The following is a 20,085-nucleotide window of genomic DNA, read 5'->3' as shown; positions in this document are numbered from 1 at the left end:
TGAATAGGGTTGCCTGCTTTATTGTTTCACACCACAAATAAATGTTATGGTAGGCATAGGTTATAGAAAAGATTTTGCAGCCGATTTTGCTGAAAGCAACACCCTGCATCCTGCATTTATAGAAGTAGCACCTGAAAACTGGATGGGAGTGGGTGGCTATTGGAAAAAACAATTTCAAAAAGCATTGGAAAAATATCCTCTGTTTACGCATGGGTTGTCACTTTCTATCGGTAGCCCGGATCCATTAGATTTTGCTTTTTTAAAGCAGGTAAAACAGTTTTTGCAACAAACTAATGCTGTGCTGTATTCAGAACATCTCAGTTATGCCAAATGCGATAATGCTCATTTATACGATTTATTGCCCATACCTTTTACCGAAGCAGCAGTGCACCATGTGGCCGAAAATATTAAACAGGTACAGGATTTTCTGGAGAGAAAGATAGCCATTGAAATTGTAAGCTATTACACACCTGTTGCGCCTGAACTTACTGAAATAGATTTTATTAATGCTATTTTGGAAGAAGCGGATTGCGATTTGTTACTCGATGTGAATAATGTGTATGTCAATAGCTTTAATCATCAGTACAATGCTAAAACATTTATTGCACAATTGCCTATGCAACGGGTAAAATACATTCACATGGCGGGGCACGAAAAAGTTGCCGATGATTTAATTATCGATACGCATGGAGAAGCTATCATAGATCCTGTATATGATTTGTTTGCTTTTACCATGCAGCAATTACAACGCGATGTGCCGGTACTATTGGAACGTGATTTTAATATTCCTGAATTGCATGAACTGCAATATGAAATAAATAAACTCAATCAAATCAAACAAAAAGCCTTACAACCCGCTATGTATGCAACCTTATAATCTTACTCAAAGCTATCAAAGCCAATTAGCCGGGTATTGCAGAACGGGTAAATGGAATGATATTCCCGGCGTGTATACAAATCATGTACAACAATACAGAAGGTTGGTATATAATGTTGTAGATGATATGTTACGCAACGCCTTTCCTGTTATGAATGAACTGGTTACTAAACAAGAATGGGATGATGTAGTACAGTTTTTTTTCAGTAGCCATTCTTGTCATTCTCCCCAGGTTTGGTATATGCCCAAAGAATTTTATCAGTTTGTTTTGAATAGTCAACACGCATTGCTTCAACAATATCCCTGTCTGGCAGCGCTCATGCAATATGAGTGGATGGAGGTTGAATTGTTTATGATGGAAGACAGAAAGGTACCTCATACTACATTGGGTGATGTGGTATTTAGTAAATTAGTATTAAATCCTGAACATACTTTAATGGCATTGCACTATCCGGTACATCAAAAAAAAGCAACAGCCATAACCGAAGCCGACAAAGGCAATTATTTTATAGCCGGTTATAGAAATACCAATGGCGATGTATTATTTACCGATCTCTCGCCTGCATTGGTGCGTATGATAGAATACCTGTCAGTAACGCCTCTTTCTGTAAAGCAGTTGATAGAACAATTAGAAAGTGAATTTCAATTAATATTAACTGAAACAGATAAACAGGCCGTAATACAGTTTTTTGAAACAGCGTATATGCAGCAATTGATTATTGGATTTGCAGATAATTGATAATTGCCATTTATTTTTTACCTGTGAAAATAAAAAGTAACCCTATACCACGAAAAACCGCTTTGCAACAAAGCAAAAACTCAGTTTAAACTTTTCATTCTCATTCATCAACAACCATTTAATCAAAACAACATGAAAAATTCAATCAATACCCTGTGCACAAAATATTTGAATGGAGCCGCAAAAGCCGGTTCATTTCCCTTGCTGTTGATTCGGTTGGTGTTGGCTTATGGATTTTTTGGCCCTGCCACCATGAAGTGGAACGATATACATGCAGTAGGCGATTGGTTTGGAACTCTGGGTATTCCTGCACCGCATTTCAACGCATATTTAGCCGCTACTACCGAGAGTATTGGTGTAATTTTATTGCTGCTGGGTTTGGGTACGCGTTTTATTTCCATTCCGCTAATCATAGTAATGCTGGTGGCCATTCGCACTGCCCATTGGGGCAATGGCTTTGAAGCAGGAAATAATGGTTTTGAAATTCCATTGTATTATATCATTATGTTACTTACCTTAATTAGTTTTGGTGCGGGTAAGTTTAGTATAGATTACCTGCTTGCTAAAAAAATGGCTACTAAAAAAATGTCCATCACTTCGTGATAATTTTTTAGATAAATAGCTTGTACAATCAACAATAAATATTGTTTCTAAAATTTAAAATTGGTTTCAACAGGTTTGTTTAAGTGCATTTTAATATCTTTTTTTATGATTTTCTGAAATGTACTTATATTTATTGCTCGTTTTGCAGCACACTCATTAAAACATTCTATTTTTTTAAGATGATATGCAGCAAAATGAAAGTTAGATGAACTATGAGGATTATCGCATATAAAATGCGATGAATGCTCATGGTTTTTCTTTTTTAAATGATATTCAAAAAAGCAATGATGAAATGAACTGTAATAAATATAAACACATGAAAAAAATGATGAAAACGGTTTCGCTTTTTCTGCTGGCTACTGTATTAATGGTAGCTTGTAAACCTAAAAATGCGTATGAAAAAATTACACATAACCCTTTGTTGTACACCCAAATGCAGCATGAGTTAAATTATGTAATTATCTATGATATTTTTACTCCTCCGGTAGCCTCTCGTGTATTTGCCTACTCCAATTTGGCGGCTTATGAAGTATTGGCGAAGGAAGGAAAACATATTGAAACGCTGGAAGGAAAAATTAAAGATTTAGATAGTATTCCTGCGCCAACTGCTGAAGAAAAAACTGCTATAGATTATCCCTTTGCTGCAACCCTTGCATTTTTAAAAGTAGGGAAGGAGTTAACTTTTTCACAAGATAAAATGCAACACATTACCGATTCGTTGTTAGATGTTGTGCGCCAGTCGGGCATGCCGGATAAAATGTACACCAGCTCGGTGGCTTATGCAACAACTGTTGCCAATGCCATTATTCGTTGGAGTAAAAAAGATAATTATGCACAAACCCGTGGCGCAAGATTTACGGTTACCAATTTGGAAGGACATTGGGAACCCACCCCACCCGGCTATTTTGATGCAGTAGAACCCAAGTGGATGACTATCAGAACCCTGGTGATGGATTCAGCCGGCCAGATAAAAGCACCCGGGCCCATTCCATTCAGCAAACAACCCGGCAGCCCCTTTTACAAAATGGCACAACAAGTGCAGGAAACCGGCAATCATTTAGATACTAACCAAAAATGGATTGCCAATTTTTGGGATTGTAACAGCTTTAAATTGCATGTACAGGGTCACCTCATGTTTGCAACCAAAGCCATGACACCCTGTGGACATTGGATGGAAATTGCAGGTACCATTGCCAAAAATAAAAATGCCGATTTCTATAAAACCGTGTACACCTACACCGGTGTTTCTTTGGGTATATTCGATGCGTTTATTGCTTCCTGGTATGCAAAATATACTTACGATTTGGTAAGACCCGAAACCTTTATTAATAAGTACATTGATCCCAACTGGAAACCCTATTTACAAACCCCTCCGTTTCCTGAATATAACAGTGCGCACTCTACTATTTCCAGCGCATCTGCTGCTGTGTTAAAAACCATTTACGGCAATGAAACGCCATTCAGAGATTCCAGTGAAAGAAATTGGGGCTGGCCCGATAGAAGTTTTCCTTCATTAGATTCTGCTGCACGTGAAGTATCGATGAGTCGTTATTATGGTGGTATACACTACCTGCCTTCCGTTTGGGATGCTTATGCACAAGGCAAGGAAATTGGCTTAATGGTAATGAGTAAATTGTTAAAAAATTACAAAGAATAGTTGCTAAAAATTTCCTTACAATGGCCATTTTCTGCTTTAGTTTAGCAGAGATGGCCATTTTTATTAGTTTATATATTGGAATATTGGAGCATCTTTAAAAAGGTTGGCTGCTTTTCACGTGTTGAACGAAAGGTTTTGTTCATCCGCTGTCTTTCTTTTAAGCCAATCTATTCTGCTTTTTTATAGCAAACTCCTACCTTCGCTGCATGCAAAAAATACAGGTAACCATTACCAATTCATCGCATCATCCCTTGCCGGCTTATGCTACCGCAGGTGCATCCGGAATGGATATACGGGCATTTATACCACAACCCATAACCCTGCATCCATTGGAAAGAGTTTTGATTCCTACCGGTTTACAGATAGCCTTGCCGGAAGGGTTAGAAGCACAAATAAGGCCCAGAAGCGGCTTGGCCATTCAACAGGGTATCACCTGTTTGAATACTCCCGGCACCATTGATGCCGATTACAGAGGAGAAATAAAAGTAATTTTAATTAACTTGTCGAATCAACCGGTAACGATTCAGGATGGTGACAGAATAGCACAAATGGTAATTCAGCAGGTTGAACAAATTAACTGGTTACCGGTAGAAGTTTTATCAGAAACGGAAAGAGGTGTAGGCGGTTTTGGCCATACCGGTAAACAGTAATGTAATATGATGCAAAGAATAATTGTTTTTAACCTGCTTGCTTTAACAGTTTGGGCTTGCCATCCTGTAAAAAAAGTACAATCTATTGAAAAAGCTATCTCTAAAAAAGATACGGCACAGATAGTGATTGTTACTGAAACTCCAAAGGTTGATTCTGCTGCTATAGTGAAAGAGATAATGGAGAAAATAATGAAAAGCTCTATTAACTTCAACACCTTTAATGCTAAAATAAAGGTAGATTATGAGGGGCCTGAAGAAAGCCAGCATGTAAATGCCTACCTGAGCATGATTAAAGACAGTGTTATTTTTGTAAAAATAGCATTGCCTCCCTATGGTGTGGTAGCCAATGTATTGGTTACACCCGATAGTGTTATTCTCATAAAATTAAAAGGAGGAAAATCTATTCAATATCGGAGCATTGCCTATTTACAGGATGTAACACAAATCCCATTTGATTTTTCAACGCTGCAGGATTTAATTGTTGGAAATCCGGTTTTTTTAGATAGCAATGTGGTTTCATATAAATGGAGTAATAATCAATTACTGGTATTAATGGTTGGTAATATGTTTAAACATCTGGTAACATTAGATAACACTGATTTCAGGGTATTACACAGTAAGTTAGATGATGTTGATATTCAACGCAACCGAACCTGCGATATTACTTTTAGTAATTATCAGCCGGTCAATAATTTTTTATTTGCTACCTTTCGGCAAATCTCGGTTGCTGAAAAATCGAAGCTGGATATATTTTTAGATTTTAAAGAGTTTTCATTTAATGAGCCGTTAAAGTATACCTTTTCGGTGCCTAAAAATTATCGGGTGAAATAATATTAAGGTGGCAGGTTCGTTATTCAACCATATTCATTCTATTTTCTATTTAAAAATGAGGATTGTATAATGCGGTTATTATTGTTGTGTTTTTTTGTTTTTCCCTTCTTGCAGTTATCTGCCCAAACACAGGGTACATATCAGCCCCCTACCCGTGAAGCGTTGCAGCAGCAGCAAAAACAATTGCAGGAAGAAATTGATAATTTGAATGCCGCATTGAATTCTATTCGTAAAAACAAAAAACAATCCATCACCGAAGTAGCAATTTTACAGCGAAAATTAGCTGTTCGGGAACGGCTCATTCATAAAATTAATCAGGAAATTCAACGATTGAATGATGATATTTATGATAAACAATTAGAAATAAACCGTTTAAAGCGGCAATTGGATACACTGAAACAAAACTATGCCAAAAGCATTGTTTTTGCTTATAAGAATAGAAGCAGTTATGAATACTTAAACTTTTTGTTTTCTGCCAGAGATTTTAATGATGCGCTCAAGCGAATGGCATTTTTAAAAAGTTACCGTCAATACCGTGAAGCAGAAGCACAAACTATTTTAAAAACCAGCGAACTTCGTCAGCAGGCTATTGCCGATATGAACAATGCCAAACTGCAACAAACCAAGGTATTGGAGGAACAAAGTACGCAGTTAAAAGTATTGGAACAGGATAAAAAAGAAAAAGACCAGGTTGTAAATCAACTAAAAAATAAAGAAAAAGATTATTTGGCACAATTGCGTAAAACCGAAAGGCAACGTAAGGTATTAAACGAAGCGATTAAAGCTGCTATACGGCGTGAGATTGCTGAAGCAGAGCGGAAAGAAAGAGAGCGACTGGCAAAAGCAAAAGCAGATGCTGCAAAGAGGAGTGGTGGGGCTGTGGCCAATACCCCTTCACTAAAAAATAATACGCCTGCTAATAACAATGCGCCAAAAGCGAATGATGAGCCCATTACCGGGGTGGTATCTACCGATAGAAATGAGAACCGCACTTACAGTGTATTTGAAACTACACCGGAAGGAAGGGAAATGTCTATTAATTTCGAAAACAACAGAGGCCGTTTACCCTGGCCTGTTTCCGGGGGTGCTGTTGTTGGGCAATTTGGAACCAATATTGTGCCGGGCACCAAATTAAAAGAAACCAATGATGGAATTTTTATTTCAACGAAAATTGGTGCTCCGGTTCGTTGTGTTGCAGATGGCGAGGTAATATCGGTAATGGATTTAGGCGATTTTCAGGGCGTATTGGTACAACATGGTAAGTATTTTACGGTATACAACAAATTGTCTGATGTTAGTGTTAGCAGAGGCCAGTCAGTAAAGGCGGGTACGTTAATTGGCCATGCTGCGGCCGATTTTGATGGTGAGGGCAAAATTGAATTCAGGGTAATGAATGGCAGTAATAAATTTGTAAATCCTGAAACCTGGTTAAAATCCAGATAATTTGACTTGCATCCGCTTCTATCGGAAAATGAAATAAAGGCGCCATGGCAAAAGCAGCAAATAAAAAATTAGTAGATGTTATAGATAAAATTTTAGATGCCTGCTATCAATACAATCCGGATGCTTTATTTATTTTAAGCTTAATGCACCAGTATGAGGAAAGGGGCAGTTTAAGCAAAAAACAATTGCAGGGGCTATTGCAAAAGGCAGGTAATATACCCAATATGCCGGCTAACTGGCTGGGTACTTTAGAAGCCATTATTTTAAAAATGCCCGATCGACATAAAATTGCGAAGGAAAATACAATTGCAGTTGCCATGCAGCATATACACCCCGATGCTGTTTATTTACCTTTAATTACTGCAATACTTCAAAAATATCCGCAACATAAAGGCGCATTGTTGTTACAAACCAAGTGCAGCTTGCACCAACCCCTTACCAATGCAGAAAAGGTGCAATTAAAACAATGGGAAAAATTATTGAAATAAGAGGTGATTAGATATCAGATATTTTGATTTGCAACCTTCAATATTTTTTTTCATCTCGCCATCTTATCTTTTGTCATGCAATAAATTATTTTCAGTTTAGGTTTAATGGGTGTTATCCACTATTTCATTCAACAATAACTTCTAAATCCTTGATTTGTGTATTATTTTTTTTTAAAAAAATATAATTATCCACATTTATGTGGAAAACTATTTTTAAATTGTACGCTCTATTCATTCCTTAACACCCTTTAAAATTCGGAAGGTGAGAACAATTGCTGTGTACAATATTAAAGGAGGGGTTGGTAAAACCACCACCTCTATTAACATGGCCTGCTTAATGGCCAAAATGGGTTTTAGTGTACTTATTTGGGATTTAGATCCTCAGGGCGGCACCAGCTATTTTTTTAAAAGTGAAGGAGCTAATAATAATCGGTACAAACGCCTGTTCGAAAACGATATTTTAATTTATGAAGTGATCCAAACCTGCGATACCAATCATATTGATATCATTAGCAATGACAGTTCGTTTGGTGATGACGCTTTGAGTAAAGGTTCACTATTGTCGCGGCTTAATTTCGTAAACAATGCAGTAATTCAATCTTTATTAGATAAAGTAAATGACGACTATGATGTGTGTATTATTGATTGCCCACCGGGTAAATTTTTATTACACAACAATGTATTTACTGCCGCTGATTTGTTATTAATACCTAATATACCTGCACCCCTTTCATTGCATTGTTTTGAAGTGTTACAAGAAGATTTAAAAAAGTTTATAAGGGCAGATAAGAAAGTATTGAGTTTCTATAACATGGTGCAAATTCGAAAAAATCTGCATCGCCTTTATTTAGAACAAGGTGCAGGAAGGATACCGACTTTGCATCAATACATTCCTTTTTATTCTGATATTGAAAATATTAGTTTTAGTAAAAAATCTATTTTTCATCAGTTAAAAGAGGCCAAATCCATTCAATTTTATGAGGCTTTGTGGGATGAAGTGTGCGATATATGCAACTGGTCGGCATTTAAAACCAATAAGGGCAGGGTAATTGATTTCCCTGACATCCATTCTATTGCCGGGTTGGCTATAGCCGACTAATCTGTTTTGTTAGTGTTATACTTCTTTTCCGGGATATTGTGTTAATGCAACTGCCAGGCAGTCCATAGCAGCATTAATATCTGTTTTGTTCAGCACGTATGCCAATCGAACTTCTTTTTTCCCCAGTCCCGGTGTTTGATAAAAACCTCCTGCAGGTGCCAGCATAACGGTATGCCCTTTGTATTCAAAAGATTCTAATAGCCACTGACAAAATTTTTCGGCATCATCAACTGGTAATGCAGCAATTGCATAAAATGCACCGCCGGGATTAGGGCAGATAACACCGGGCATTGCCTGTAAACGTTGCACAATCAAATCGCGGCGCGACTGATATTCAGTTTTGGTTGTTTCAAAATAATTTTCAGGTAAGTCCACTGCAGCTTCACCTGCTATTTGGGCAAAAGAGGGCGGGCTTAAACGTGCTTGTGCAAATTTCATCACTGCATCTAATACTGTTTGGTTTTTTGTAACCAATGCTCCAATTCTTCCTCCGCAGGCACTATATCTTTTACTGATAGTATCCATCAACACCACATGTTCTTCAATACCTTTTAAATGCATGGCACTGATATGGGTACCTTCATAACAAAATTCGCGATAGGCTTCGTCTGAAAATAAGTACAACCCGTGTTTTAAAACCAATGCCTGTAAGGCTTCCATTTCTTCCTTGGTATATAAATAACCGGTAGGATTGTTAGGATTACAAATTAAAATGGCTTTAGTTTTTGGTGTAATTTTTGCTTCAAATGCAGCAATGGGCGGTAATGCAAAACCATTTTGTATGGACGAACTAACCGGAATTACATTTACGCCGGCAGCCACGGCAAATCCATTGTAATTGGCATAAAAGGGTTCAGGTATAATGACTTCATCTTCTGCATCTAAACAAGCCATGAATGCAAATAAAATCGCTTCACTGCCACCGGTGGTTACAATAATTTCATCTTTGGTAACGGTAATGGCTTTTCGCTGATAGTATTCTGTTAACTTTTTTCTGTAACTTTCATTTCCGGCACTATGGCTGTAAGCCAATACAGTAAAATCAGTATGTCGTACCGCATCTAAAACGGTTTTCGGTGTTTCAATATCGGGTTGCCCAATATTTAAATGATATACCTTCACTCCTTTTTGCTTTGCAATTTCCGCAAAGGGTACTAATTTTCTGATGGGGCTGGCTGGCATTGCCATGCCACGTTTACTGATGGTTAACATGGCGCAAAGATAACGTGTGTTAGTAAACAAAAAAGCCACTTCTTGCGAAATGGCCCTGTATATTTTTTTAAAAATTTCTTTATTTAGAATGTCCGCTATCTTCCACAATACCTTCAATGGTTAACACAATCGGTTCGTTTACACCGGCTAATTTAACATTCACCTTTTTGGTAAATGCGCCGGATAAAGCAGCATTGTAGGTTACTTTAATTTCTCCTGATTTGCCTTTTCCAATGGGTGCTTTTGGATATTCAGGAGTGGTACAGCCACATTCTGCAGTAGCTACTTCAATTACAACGGGTTTATTGCCTATGTTTTTAAAATGAAAAACATAAGTGGCAGGTATCCCTTTTTTTATTTTACCAAAATCGTGTTTTACGGTATTAAATTGTATCGGACTTTGTGCAAAACACATGGTTCCTGCAAGTAAAAAAAAAGCTACTAATAATTGTTTCATAATGGAATAAATTTTATTGTAAATATAAAGTGTTTAGTGTTATTGTAATTTCAGATGAAATGAATTATTTGCCTGATGCAGTTTATTGGTGAAGAACGGTGCCTGTTTGTTTGTTTTTGGTACTATCAGCAAGTTTGTTTTCCTGAAAAGTTTCTCCTTTAAAACTCACTTGTTTGCTCAGTTTATAATTGTTTAAAAAAATGCCTGCTGTTTTGTAAAAAGCACCTAAAGTATTACCATTAAAGCCCAATACAATAGCAACAGACTGACCGGGTGCAAATTTCCTGCCTCTTTCAAATTGTGGCGTGGTGCAGCCGCAAGACGGGCGAACATCATCAAGTGTTGCAGTATCCTTACCAATATTGGTAATGGTTAAGGTATATTCCGCAGGCTTACCATAAGGTATTTTTCCAAAATCAAAATTATCATTGGTAAATGAAAACTGCTTGCTGATGTCGGCATTTGTAATTTGTGTATGTGCCGTGAAAGTAACACCAGCAATTAAAAAAATGAGTAAGATGAATTTTTTCATGAATATGTGTTTAGTGTTGAAAATACAGTTGATAATTTTTGGAAGTTGAACAAATACAGGAAAAACATTTTTATTCTGCATATCAATGAATGTCGGTTATTGTAGCCTTATTGTTTGCAATTTTCATGCAACTTTTAATATGCTTGTATAATGGTGACATAAAATTATTGATAATAACAATTAAAAAAATTAAGAAACCATGAAATGATGTATTAAAATTTATTGTTAACCTGCCCAATACAGCAAAATATACATTCAAATCTTTCTATACTGGGCATACACCTTAATATTTAAAAAATAAAAAAAAGGTATTTTGTCAATTTGGCATGTATGCCAATTGTTTCCCCAATTTTGATTATCTTAACCCCATTTTACTTTGATTACTGCGAAATAAGTGGGTTACAGGTGAATACATTCCATTTACTAGACTCAGTATTGTGTAAAATTTCTGAATAATTGACAGTTGATGGGATAACAAAAACTTACGGTTGATAGTTTATTAATTTATTTTTGCTTTATGGAACAAACAATTACTGCAATTGATGCCAATGTACTTTCTTTTGAGGGATTCAGACAACAGGTACTGAATGATTTTAAATTAACTGTGATTAGTAGAGAAGCCAGTTTGTTGGGCCGCAGAGAAGTACTAACCGGTAAGGCTAAGTTTGGCATTTTTGGAGATGGAAAAGAACTGGCACAGGTAGCTATGGCGCGTTACTTTAAAGAAGGTGATTTTAGAAGTGGTTACTACCGCGACCAGACTTTCATGTTTGCAGCAGGACTGGCAACTTTAGAAGAATTTTTTTCACAGTTGTATGCAGATCCCAATATTGAACACGACCCCTTTAGTGCAGGCAGGCAAATGGTTTCGCATTTTGCTACACCCAATGTGGATGAGGCAGGTAACTGGTTAGATTTAGCCAATCGAAAAAATGTTTCATCTGATATAGCACCCACTGCAGGCCAAATGCCCCGTTCTTTAGGTTTGGCATTTGCTTCCAAATGTTTTCGAGAAATTCCAGTTTTACAATCCTACAAACATTTAAGCAAACATGGTAACGAAATTTGTTTTTGTACTATTGGTGATGCTGCTACCTCTGAGGGGTCTTTTTGGGAAACCATTAATGCTGCCGGGGTGCTTCAAGTGCCTTTAGCTATTTTTGTTTGGGATGACGGTTATGGCATTTCCGTTCCACGTGATTATCAAACTACCAAAGGTTCCATTTCAACAGCGTTGCAGGGTTTGCAAAAAGATGAGCATACCAATGGTATTCATATTTACAAAGTAAAAGCATGGGATTATGCAGGTATGTGCGAAGTGTTTGAAGCAGCATTACAAAAAGTTCGTGAAACGCATACCCCTGCCTTATTTCATGTAGAAGAAGTAACACAGCCTCAGGGACACTCTACCAGCGGCAGCCACGAACGATATAAAAGCCCTGAACGATTGGTTTGGGAAAGAGAATGGGATTGTATTAAAAAATTCAAAGAATGGATTGTGCTGAGTGAGTTAGCCACCGAAGATGAACTCAATAAAATTACGCAGGAAGCCAAATTGTTCGTGAAGGAAGCCAAAGCAAAGGCCTGGGAAAAATTGATGCAACCCATTAAACAGCAGGTGCAACAAACTGCCGAATTGTTGACTACTATAGTTGTGAATGATATGGATGTGTACCGCACCATACAAGAGAAAGTAAAAGAACTACAAACCAATGTAGAACCGCTACGAAGAGATGTTTTGCATACACTGCATACCGCAATGGAGTTAGCTCCGGCATCGCCGTCAATTGAAATGATTCAGCAATACCACCATTCACTGCTGCAAGAGGCAAAACAATTATACAATACCCATTTATACAATGAAGGCCCGGCCAGTGCTTTAAAGGTAGAAGCTGTAAAACCTTTAATTCCTTTTGATGCACCCCTTATTAACGGTTATGAAATTTTAAATAAATATTTTGATGCATTGTTTACACATCAACCTTTGGTCGTTGCATTTGGGGAAGATGTAGGAAATATAGGCGATGTGAATCAGGGCTTTGCCGGTTTGCAGGCCAAACATGGCAGTAGCCGGATTTTTGACACTGGTATTCGTGAATTAACCATTATGGGACAGGCCATTGGTTTGGCATTACGTGGTTTAAGGCCTATTGCAGAAATTCAATACATTGATTATTTACTGTATGGTTTACAAACTTTAAGTGATGATGCAGCAACAACCCATTACCGCACATTCGGACGTCAAAGCTGCCCCGTTATAGTACGTACCCGGGGCCATCGATTAGAAGGTATTTGGCACAGTGGCAGTCCTATGGGAATGATTATTCATGCACTGCGCGGATTTTATGTATGTGTACCCAGAAACATGGTACATGCAGCAGGTATGTACAATACACTGTTGCGTGGTAACGATCCCGGTATTGTGATTGAATGTTTAAACGGATATCGTTTAAAAGAAAAACTACCGGCTAATTTATTAGATTTTACTATTCCATTGGGTATACCCGATGTGATACGGCATGGAGATGATGTTACCATTGTTTCTTATGGTTCTACCTTACGAATTGTAGAAGAGGCAGCAGAACGTTTGGCTAAATTAGAGATTAGTTGTGAAGTAATAGATGTACAGACCTTATTACCATTTGATATTCATCATTCCATTGTAGCATCTCTTAAAAAAACCAATCGTATCCTATTTGTAGATGAGGATGTACCCGGAGGTGCTGCAGCATATATGTACAATCACGTAATGGAAGAACAGGGTGGATACCGTTGGGTAGATGTTGCCCCCAGAACACTTACTGCAAAAGCACACCGCCCGGCCTATGGCAGTGATGGTGATTATTTCAGCAAGCCCAATACCGAAGATGTGGTGGATATTGTATTGGCAATGATGCGGGAGTAATGTAGTTTTTAATTAATGAATGTATAATTGAAATAAAAAGAGAGGCTATACTTTAGGGGTAGCCTCTCTTTATGGTTATTATAGAGAATCAATTAGAAAATGTATCTGATTCCAAATTGCATTTGCCATCTGGATGGTAAATCAGGACTGGTTGTAAATGTACTTTTTTGAGAGGGATCGAACTGATATATAGATTTACCGGTATTATCGGTTCCTAAATAAGTAATAGGTTGATAATAACCGGTAGCGCTGGCATATTTTCTCAAACCCCAATTACTACTAATTAAATTGCCAAGATTTATAATGTCCCAACTTAATTGTATGGTTCTTTTTTTATTACCATCTTTTATAATAAAGTCTTGTAAAATACGCATATCAACTTCGCTAAACCAAGGTGTAACGCCGGCATATTTGCCTGTGTATTGTCCACGATGTTTACTTAAATATTTATCCTGTTCTATAAAAGCTTCGAGTGCGGCACCTTGTTGAGCAGCATTTTGAATATTACCAAAAGCATCAGTTAAGGGTGCAAAATTCATGTTATTGATTTCAGCTTTTGTAGGAATATACATTAAGTCATTGAAACTTGAACCATCCTGATTTACATCTCCACCATATACATAAGAAAAACGATTACCGCTTGACCAGTTGGCAAAAAATGATATGGTTGTTGCATGCTGTTTTTCTTTTCCATATTCAATTTTTTTAATCCCTGCTAATACAAAACGGTGTGTATTACCATATAATGATGGTGAACTTACTGCAATATTAGCATTCCCTATAATGGGGTTCCTATCAAATGCATCCCCTGAAATTTCAGCTGAAATGGAGCTTGCATCATTTGCTGCCAAATAATTATATGAACCAGTGAGAAATAAACCTTTTTTAAATGTATGTTGCATCTGGAAAGTTGCATTAAATGAATTGCCTACTTTTGTATTGGTAAAAACATAGGTGCCTGTGCTTCCTTTATCTGATGGATTATAGATGCTTCTATTATCACCTGTTCCAGAATTTAAATGGCCGGTAGGAGTACCTAATCCATAATCTCTAACCATCATTGCATTTACATCTTTTGTGTATGCCACATCTATTGTGAGAATAGTGCTTGGGGCTGCTTTATAATCAACACCTAAGCTTGATCTCCAAATTTGCGGCCATTTGAAATTATTGGCAGTTACATTATAGTATCCTGAAAAGGGATTGCCAATGGCATTACCGAGCCATACAAATGGAAATCTTCCTGTAAAGAAACCTGTACCACCGCGTAGTTGAACAATTTTATCACCATTTATATCCCAATTAAAACCAATTCTTGGCGACAGCAATGCAGTACCGTTAGGCATACGTGTATTATCAATGGTTTGTCCCGGCCCGTTTTTTACTGGTACACCTTCGGGATTATATAATTTTAAATTATCTGTATTGGCAACAGTTGGCGAACCACTGGTATAGCTTCCGGCAAAAGTGCCATTACTATTCATATTGGGGCTTGTATAACTTGCTTTTGATGGATAGTAAATAGGCTTATCAATCCTTAAACCATAAGTTAATTTAAAGTTTTTTGCTACTTTCCATTCATCTTGTGCATAAGCAGATAGCTGACCTACTGTTAAATAATACCATACCCATTTATCTGCTGCAGCTCTGTTTTTTGCATAAGTTACATCTACATCAAGTGGGTAGGCTCCAAAAATTACATTGCCACCAATTGGAACCTGTGTTTTGAAAGTGTTGATATCTATTGGGCTAAACAACGATGGTCCAAAACCTAACAAATTAAATGAATTACCAAACTTAAATTGTTCGTATGAAGCACCAAATGTTAATGTATGTTTTGCAAGAATTACATTGAAATTATCCGTTAATTGTAATGCATCCTGATTTAATACATTGTGAATTGAAAACGGTTCATATCCCGCCACTATATATGGAACGCCATATTTTGTAATATTTAAAACAGGAAAGGGAGTTGAAAATGCATTACGGTGATCTCTGAATAAAGTATAAACTGCCCTGAATTTATTGGCAAAAGTGCTATTGAAATTTGATTTTAATTCTAATCCAAAAGAATGTAATTTATTAACCATTTGATACCCTGAATTTCGGAATTGCAGCGTAATGGCATCAGGACCTCTTCGGTTGATGGCATTGGGATGTGCAGGTTTTTCCTGTGTAGCATCTAAGCCATTGTATGTAAACGATAATGAATGCTGGTCATTAATTACCCAGTCAATTTTAGCCAGCCATTTGTAATTAATTTGCTTTAAATTAAAACCCTGATAAGGGCCTGTAACATAACCAAAGCGATTGAATAAAATTTTGCTTACGGTATCTAAATCAGACTGTAATACCCTTGATGTTGTTAATCCGCCGGCATTAGAAGCATTTTGTGCTACATAGGCGCTGGCCTGATCTTCTCTTTGTTGAGTTTCAAAATTAACAAAGTAGAATAATTTATTTTTTTTAATGGCTCCACCTAATGAAGCACCTCCCTGAAAATCGGTTAAGGAAGGAATATTGAATTTTGTGCCTTCTACTTTATGGCCGGTTAATGTTTGGTTTCTGTAAAATCCATATACTGTACCGCCAAATTTATTGGTTCCACTTTTTGTAACAGTATTAACACCGGCCCCGGTAAAGCCGGCTTGTGTAACATCATAAGGGGCAATATTTACTTGTATTTGATCAATTGCATCTAATGATATAGGTTGGGCACCGGTTTGTCCACCCGGAGTGGGTGCATCTAATCCAAACGGATTATTAAAAACCGCACCATCTAATGAATAATTGTTGTATTGTCCGTTTCTTCCAGCAAATGAAGTGCCGTTATAGCCTTGTGAAGCAGATGGAGTTAATCTGGTAAAATCATCTGCCGATCTTGATATTGTAGGAAGCTGTCTTAATTGTCTGGAGTTAATATTTGTTGCTGCACCGGTTCTGTTTTCATTAAATATTTTTGAACTTGCTGAAGAAACTACCACATCATTCAATTGATTAATGTTGGTACTTAGTTGTACTGCAACACTTGTATTCTGACCCAGGTCAAGAAAAATATTGCTTTCTGTTTTGGCAGTATAGCCTGTATAGCTTGCTGTTACATTATACGGTCCGCCAACCCTGAGATTGGGTACTTCAAAACTTCCATCTGATTTTGTAATAATTGTTTTATTAATTCCCGCATCAGGATAAGCAATGGTTACAACTGCACCCGATAGTGGTTTACCCTTTTCATCTTTTACCGTACCACTGAGTATTGCCGTGGTAATCTGTGCTGTGAGTGTAATAGCACTTAAAATAGACAGTGCTAACAACAGCAATGGTTTCAACAATTGTTTTTTAATCATTTTGCAAGGTTTATTGAATAAAATAATGTAAAGTTAAAATTACCATTTTGTTAATTAATTTTAACTAAACTTTACTGCCTATTTCAATAATCTTGTTTTTGCAATAATTATGTGCATTGGGTGTGGAAAATATTATTATTGTTGATGCATAAAAGAAATATTGATAAAATTTTATGTTTAACTATGTTGTATTAGTAGACTAATGCCGCTACTCAATAAATCGATTTCTCCATTTTTCATCGGGTATGAAGCAGATATTTTTTTTCCCAAACCAACGGTAACGGTTTGCTGCAATATAGTTGTAAACCTTATCTCTGATGAATTTGGGAATTATCCATCCAATTGCCAACAAGTTCATTGGAAATTTTAACTCAGTGGCAACTTTTAATGCGGCGGTTGATTGGGTGTATATTTTGTTGTTTTGTAAAAGAATAAAACTGCCGAAATGTTCTAAGGGTAAGTTGTATTTTAATAAAATATTTTTCCCGAAATTACTTTGTAAAGAGGCAAATTGAAATTGTTGTTTTGAATCATTGCGCAGTACAAACAATACTGAATGGCTGCATAAATTACAAACACCATCAAAAAAAATGATAGGTTTTAATAAGTTGTGATGATTTTGCATGTTATCACTATTAACAAAAAAAGCAGGGATACGTTGTGTCATTCCTGCTTTTTTACTTTTTAGCTTTTACCCCATATTGTGAAACACTTTTGTTACATCTTCATCCTGCTCTAATCGTTCAATGAGTTTACTTACTTCTTCGGCCTGGGTATCATTTACCGGAATTGTAGTAGTAGGAATCCATTCTAATTCAGCGCTGATGGGTGTAATGCCTTTGTCTTCTAATGCTTTTTGTAATTTACCAAAATCAACAAAAGCGCATCGCAATACAATAATATTATTGCCTTCTTCATCGGTGCTTTCTCCCATTTCTTCTAAACCAAAATCAATTAGTTCTAATTCTAATGATTCAATATCCAAATTTTCGGGTTTTAATTTGAATACCCCCATTTTCTTAAACTGAAAGCTTACACTGCCACTGTTACCTAATGTTCCGCCACCTTTGTTAAAATGGCTTTTAACATTGGCAACGGTACGCACATGATTATCGGTAGCCGTTTCAACCAATAAGGCTACACCGTGCGGGCCATAACCTTCGTATAAAATTTCATCGTAATTGGTGGCCTCTTTGCCCATGGCGCGTTTAATGGCTGCTTCCACCCGGTCTTTTGGCATGTTAACACTTTTGGCGTTTTGCATGCAGCGGCGCAAAGCCGGATTGGTAGCAGGATCGGGCCCGCCGGCTTTTACGGCAATTACAATTTCTTTTCCAATGCGGGTAAATTGTTTGGCCATTCTGTCCCAACGGGCAAACATGGTGGCTTTCCTTACTTCAAAAATCCTTCCCATAATAATATTTATAAATAATAAGTAATTGAAGGCTTGTTTATAGTATGGCAGGTTGTTCATTGAACGTAACAAAGCTCCTTTTTGCAGGAACGTTGAAGTGAGTGACACAACAGGCGATGCCATGCGTACAACAGCCGGCTACAAAAAAATTGTTGGCAAATTTAGCAGTAAACGGTGGTACAACAAAAAACCCCGACGAATCGGGGTTGAATGGTATAAGGTCTTTACTCTTTTTCAAAATCGGTTGCTTTGGGTAAAATATCTCCTGGTGTATTGAGTTTGCTGTGTTTGCGGCTATAAGCAAAGTATACAATAATACCCAGTGCCATCCAGGCAAACGCAACTTTTAAGGTTTCGGGATCTAAAGCTACTATCATCCCCAAACAAATAACGAATCCCAAAATAGGCACCAATGGCACCAATGGCGTTTTGAAAGGACGATGAATTTGTGGCGATTTGATGCGTAAAATCCAAACCCCCAGGCTTACCAATAAAAAGGCAAATAAGGTACCAAATGAAGTTAAATCGCCGGCTACACTACCCGGAACAAATGCAGCAAAAAGACCAACAAAAATAAATAATATCCAGTTGGCTTTATACGGGGTTTTGTATTGGGGATGTAAATCGCCAAATGCTTTTGGGATTAATCCGTCGTTACTCATGGTATAAAAAATACGGCTTTGCCCCATTAACATCACGAGAATAACAGAAGAGAAACCGGCTAAAATTGCTACCGTTACTGCAGTAGCCAGCCAGCTATAGCCTGTCATATAATGTTGAATGGCATAGGCAACGGAAGCTTCTTTTCCGGCTTTTGCAAATTCACTCCAATTGGCCACACCGGTTAGCACATGACCAAATAAAATATAGAGAATGGTACAAACCACCAGCGATCCTAATATACCAATCGGCATATCTCTTTTCGGGTTTTTAGCTTCCTGTGCAGCCGTGCTTACTGCATCAAAGCCAATGAAGGCAAAAAACACAATGGCAGCACCACCTAAAACGCCACCCCATCCATGTTTAAAATAACCACCATGGCCGGGTGCATCGGCGGGTATCAGGTAAGGGGTATGATTTTCGGGCTTAATAAAATGCCAGCCAATGGCAATAAAGGCAATTACAATGGCAACTTTTATAAATACAATAATCATATTAACGGTTGCAGATTCCTGCATACCACGAATTAATAATAAGGTCAATGCAAGCAATATCACTAAAGCCGGCAAATTGATGATGCCCCGAACACCGTTCATAGAAGTTTCGAAGGGCGAGTGGCACCATTCATATGGGATTTGCCCTCCCAGCAAATTATTCAGGTATTCGCTCCAGGCAATAGAAACGGTAGCAGCACCCAGTGCATATTCCATAATAAGTGCCCAACCAATAATCCAGGCAATTAATTCACCCATTGTAAGATAAGAGTAGGCATAAGCACTACCCGCAATGGGTATCATAGAAGCAAATTCAGCATAACATAAGCCGGCAAAAGCACAGCCAACAGCAGCTACAACAAATGATAAAGTAACGCCCGGGCCTGCGGCTTCGGCAGCTGCAGCCGCAGTTCTTACAAACAATCCTGCGCCAATAATGGCACCAATACCTAAGGCTATCAGGTTTCCGGCTCCCAGGGTTCTTTTTAAACCCGATTCACTATCGGAAGCCTGCGTCATAATGCCCTCAATTGATTTTTTTCTAAATAAACTCATGGTACAGTTGATTAGGTTTTACAATTTTCGAATTGGAAAAATAGGAATTTAATTCATTACAGCAGGTAAAACTTTATGAAACAGCGCGGAATAATTGATTTTTTGAAACAGGTGCATAAAAA

The 20,085-nt window shown here is 37.4% G+C and carries 17 protein-coding genes; 10 read left to right on the top strand and 7 right to left on the bottom strand.

What is annotated here, in order from left to right:
• Positions 1-46 precede the first annotated feature (46 nt).
• From JK139_RS06790 to JK139_RS06750, 9 genes are all read left to right on the top strand, one after another.
• Positions 47-877, top strand: a complete 831-nt coding sequence (locus tag JK139_RS06790; RefSeq protein ID WP_074421117.1) for an HvfB family MNIO-type RiPP peptide maturase — start codon at positions 47-49, stop codon at positions 875-877.
• On the top strand, positions 864-1,616 hold the full coding sequence (locus tag JK139_RS06785) for an HvfC family RiPP maturation protein (protein WP_074421118.1): 753 nt from the start codon (positions 864-866) through the stop codon (positions 1,614-1,616). Before JK139_RS06790 ends, JK139_RS06785 begins: the two co-directional genes overlap by 14 nt.
• Positions 1,617-1,748: 132 nt before the next feature.
• Positions 1,749-2,219, top strand: coding sequence for an HvfX family Cu-binding RiPP maturation protein (locus JK139_RS06780; RefSeq protein ID WP_218330895.1), 471 nt, complete (start codon positions 1,749-1,751; stop codon positions 2,217-2,219).
• A gap of 316 nt (positions 2,220-2,535) precedes the next feature.
• Complete coding sequence (locus JK139_RS06775; RefSeq protein WP_228733152.1) at positions 2,536-3,876, top strand: vanadium-dependent haloperoxidase; 1,341 nt, start codon at positions 2,536-2,538, stop codon at positions 3,874-3,876.
• Between the two features lie 206 nt (positions 3,877-4,082).
• Positions 4,083-4,526, top strand: coding sequence for a dUTP diphosphatase (gene dut / locus JK139_RS06770; protein ID WP_218330894.1), 444 nt, complete (start codon positions 4,083-4,085; stop codon positions 4,524-4,526).
• Positions 4,527-4,532: 6 nt separating this feature from the next.
• Positions 4,533-5,357: a DUF4292 domain-containing protein gene (locus tag JK139_RS06765; protein ID WP_075051724.1), complete on the top strand. Its 825-nt coding sequence runs from the start codon at positions 4,533-4,535 to the stop codon at positions 5,355-5,357.
• Positions 5,358-5,426: 69 nt separating this feature from the next.
• Positions 5,427-6,800: a murein hydrolase activator EnvC family protein gene (locus JK139_RS06760; protein ID WP_074418042.1), complete on the top strand. Its 1,374-nt coding sequence runs from the start codon at positions 5,427-5,429 to the stop codon at positions 6,798-6,800.
• A 44-nt stretch (positions 6,801-6,844) separates the two neighbouring features.
• Positions 6,845-7,288: a hypothetical protein gene (locus tag JK139_RS06755; protein WP_074418041.1), complete on the top strand. Its 444-nt coding sequence runs from the start codon at positions 6,845-6,847 to the stop codon at positions 7,286-7,288.
• A 262-nt stretch (positions 7,289-7,550) separates the two neighbouring features.
• The gene (locus JK139_RS06750; protein WP_074418040.1) at positions 7,551-8,387 is read left to right on the top strand and encodes a ParA family protein; all 837 of its coding nucleotides are present in this window, start codon (positions 7,551-7,553) and stop codon (positions 8,385-8,387) included.
• Between the two features lie 15 nt (positions 8,388-8,402).
• Here JK139_RS06750 and JK139_RS06745 read toward each other — a convergent pair whose 3' ends face one another.
• The 3 genes from JK139_RS06745 to JK139_RS06735 all read right to left on the bottom strand — a co-directional run bounded on the left by JK139_RS06745 (position 8,403) and on the right by JK139_RS06735 (position 10,588).
• Positions 8,403-9,599 (bottom strand): pyridoxal phosphate-dependent aminotransferase, encoded by a 1,197-nt coding sequence (locus tag JK139_RS06745; protein WP_074418039.1) that lies wholly within the window; start codon positions 9,597-9,599, stop codon positions 8,403-8,405.
• Positions 9,600-9,678: 79 nt separating this feature from the next.
• Entirely contained in the window at positions 9,679-10,056 is a 378-nt protein-coding gene (locus JK139_RS06740; protein ID WP_074418038.1) for a DUF1573 domain-containing protein, read from the bottom strand.
• Between the two features lie 82 nt (positions 10,057-10,138).
• Entirely contained in the window at positions 10,139-10,588 is a 450-nt protein-coding gene (locus tag JK139_RS06735; RefSeq protein ID WP_176712996.1) for a DUF1573 domain-containing protein, read from the bottom strand.
• A 517-nt stretch (positions 10,589-11,105) separates the two neighbouring features.
• On the opposite strand from JK139_RS06735, the gene JK139_RS06730 reads away from it, so the two are divergent.
• Positions 11,106-13,493, top strand: a complete 2,388-nt coding sequence (locus tag JK139_RS06730) for an alpha-ketoacid dehydrogenase subunit alpha/beta (protein ID WP_074418036.1) — start codon at positions 11,106-11,108, stop codon at positions 13,491-13,493.
• Between the two features lie 92 nt (positions 13,494-13,585).
• Here JK139_RS06730 and JK139_RS06725 read toward each other — a convergent pair whose 3' ends face one another.
• The 4 genes from JK139_RS06725 to JK139_RS06710 form a co-directional block, all read right to left on the bottom strand.
• Positions 13,586-16,840 (bottom strand): TonB-dependent receptor, encoded by a 3,255-nt coding sequence (locus tag JK139_RS06725; protein ID WP_074418035.1) that lies wholly within the window; start codon positions 16,838-16,840, stop codon positions 13,586-13,588.
• A 208-nt stretch (positions 16,841-17,048) separates the two neighbouring features.
• Entirely contained in the window at positions 17,049-17,507 is a 459-nt protein-coding gene (locus tag JK139_RS06720; protein WP_228733151.1) for a thiol-disulfide oxidoreductase DCC family protein, read from the bottom strand.
• Positions 17,508-17,531: 24 nt separating this feature from the next.
• Positions 17,532-18,254: a YebC/PmpR family DNA-binding transcriptional regulator gene (locus JK139_RS06715; protein WP_074418043.1), complete on the bottom strand. Its 723-nt coding sequence runs from the start codon at positions 18,252-18,254 to the stop codon at positions 17,532-17,534.
• A gap of 224 nt (positions 18,255-18,478) precedes the next feature.
• A complete protein-coding gene (locus JK139_RS06710; RefSeq protein ID WP_074418033.1) occupies positions 18,479-19,963 on the bottom strand; it encodes an APC family permease in 1,485 nt (494 codons plus the stop codon).
• Between the last annotated feature and the right edge of the window lie 122 nt (positions 19,964-20,085).

The organism is Hydrotalea lipotrueae, from assembly GCF_019249625.1.
Lineage (GTDB): Bacteria > Bacteroidota > Bacteroidia > Chitinophagales > Chitinophagaceae > Hydrotalea > Hydrotalea flava.
This window is presented reverse-complemented; position numbering and strand designations above follow the sequence as displayed.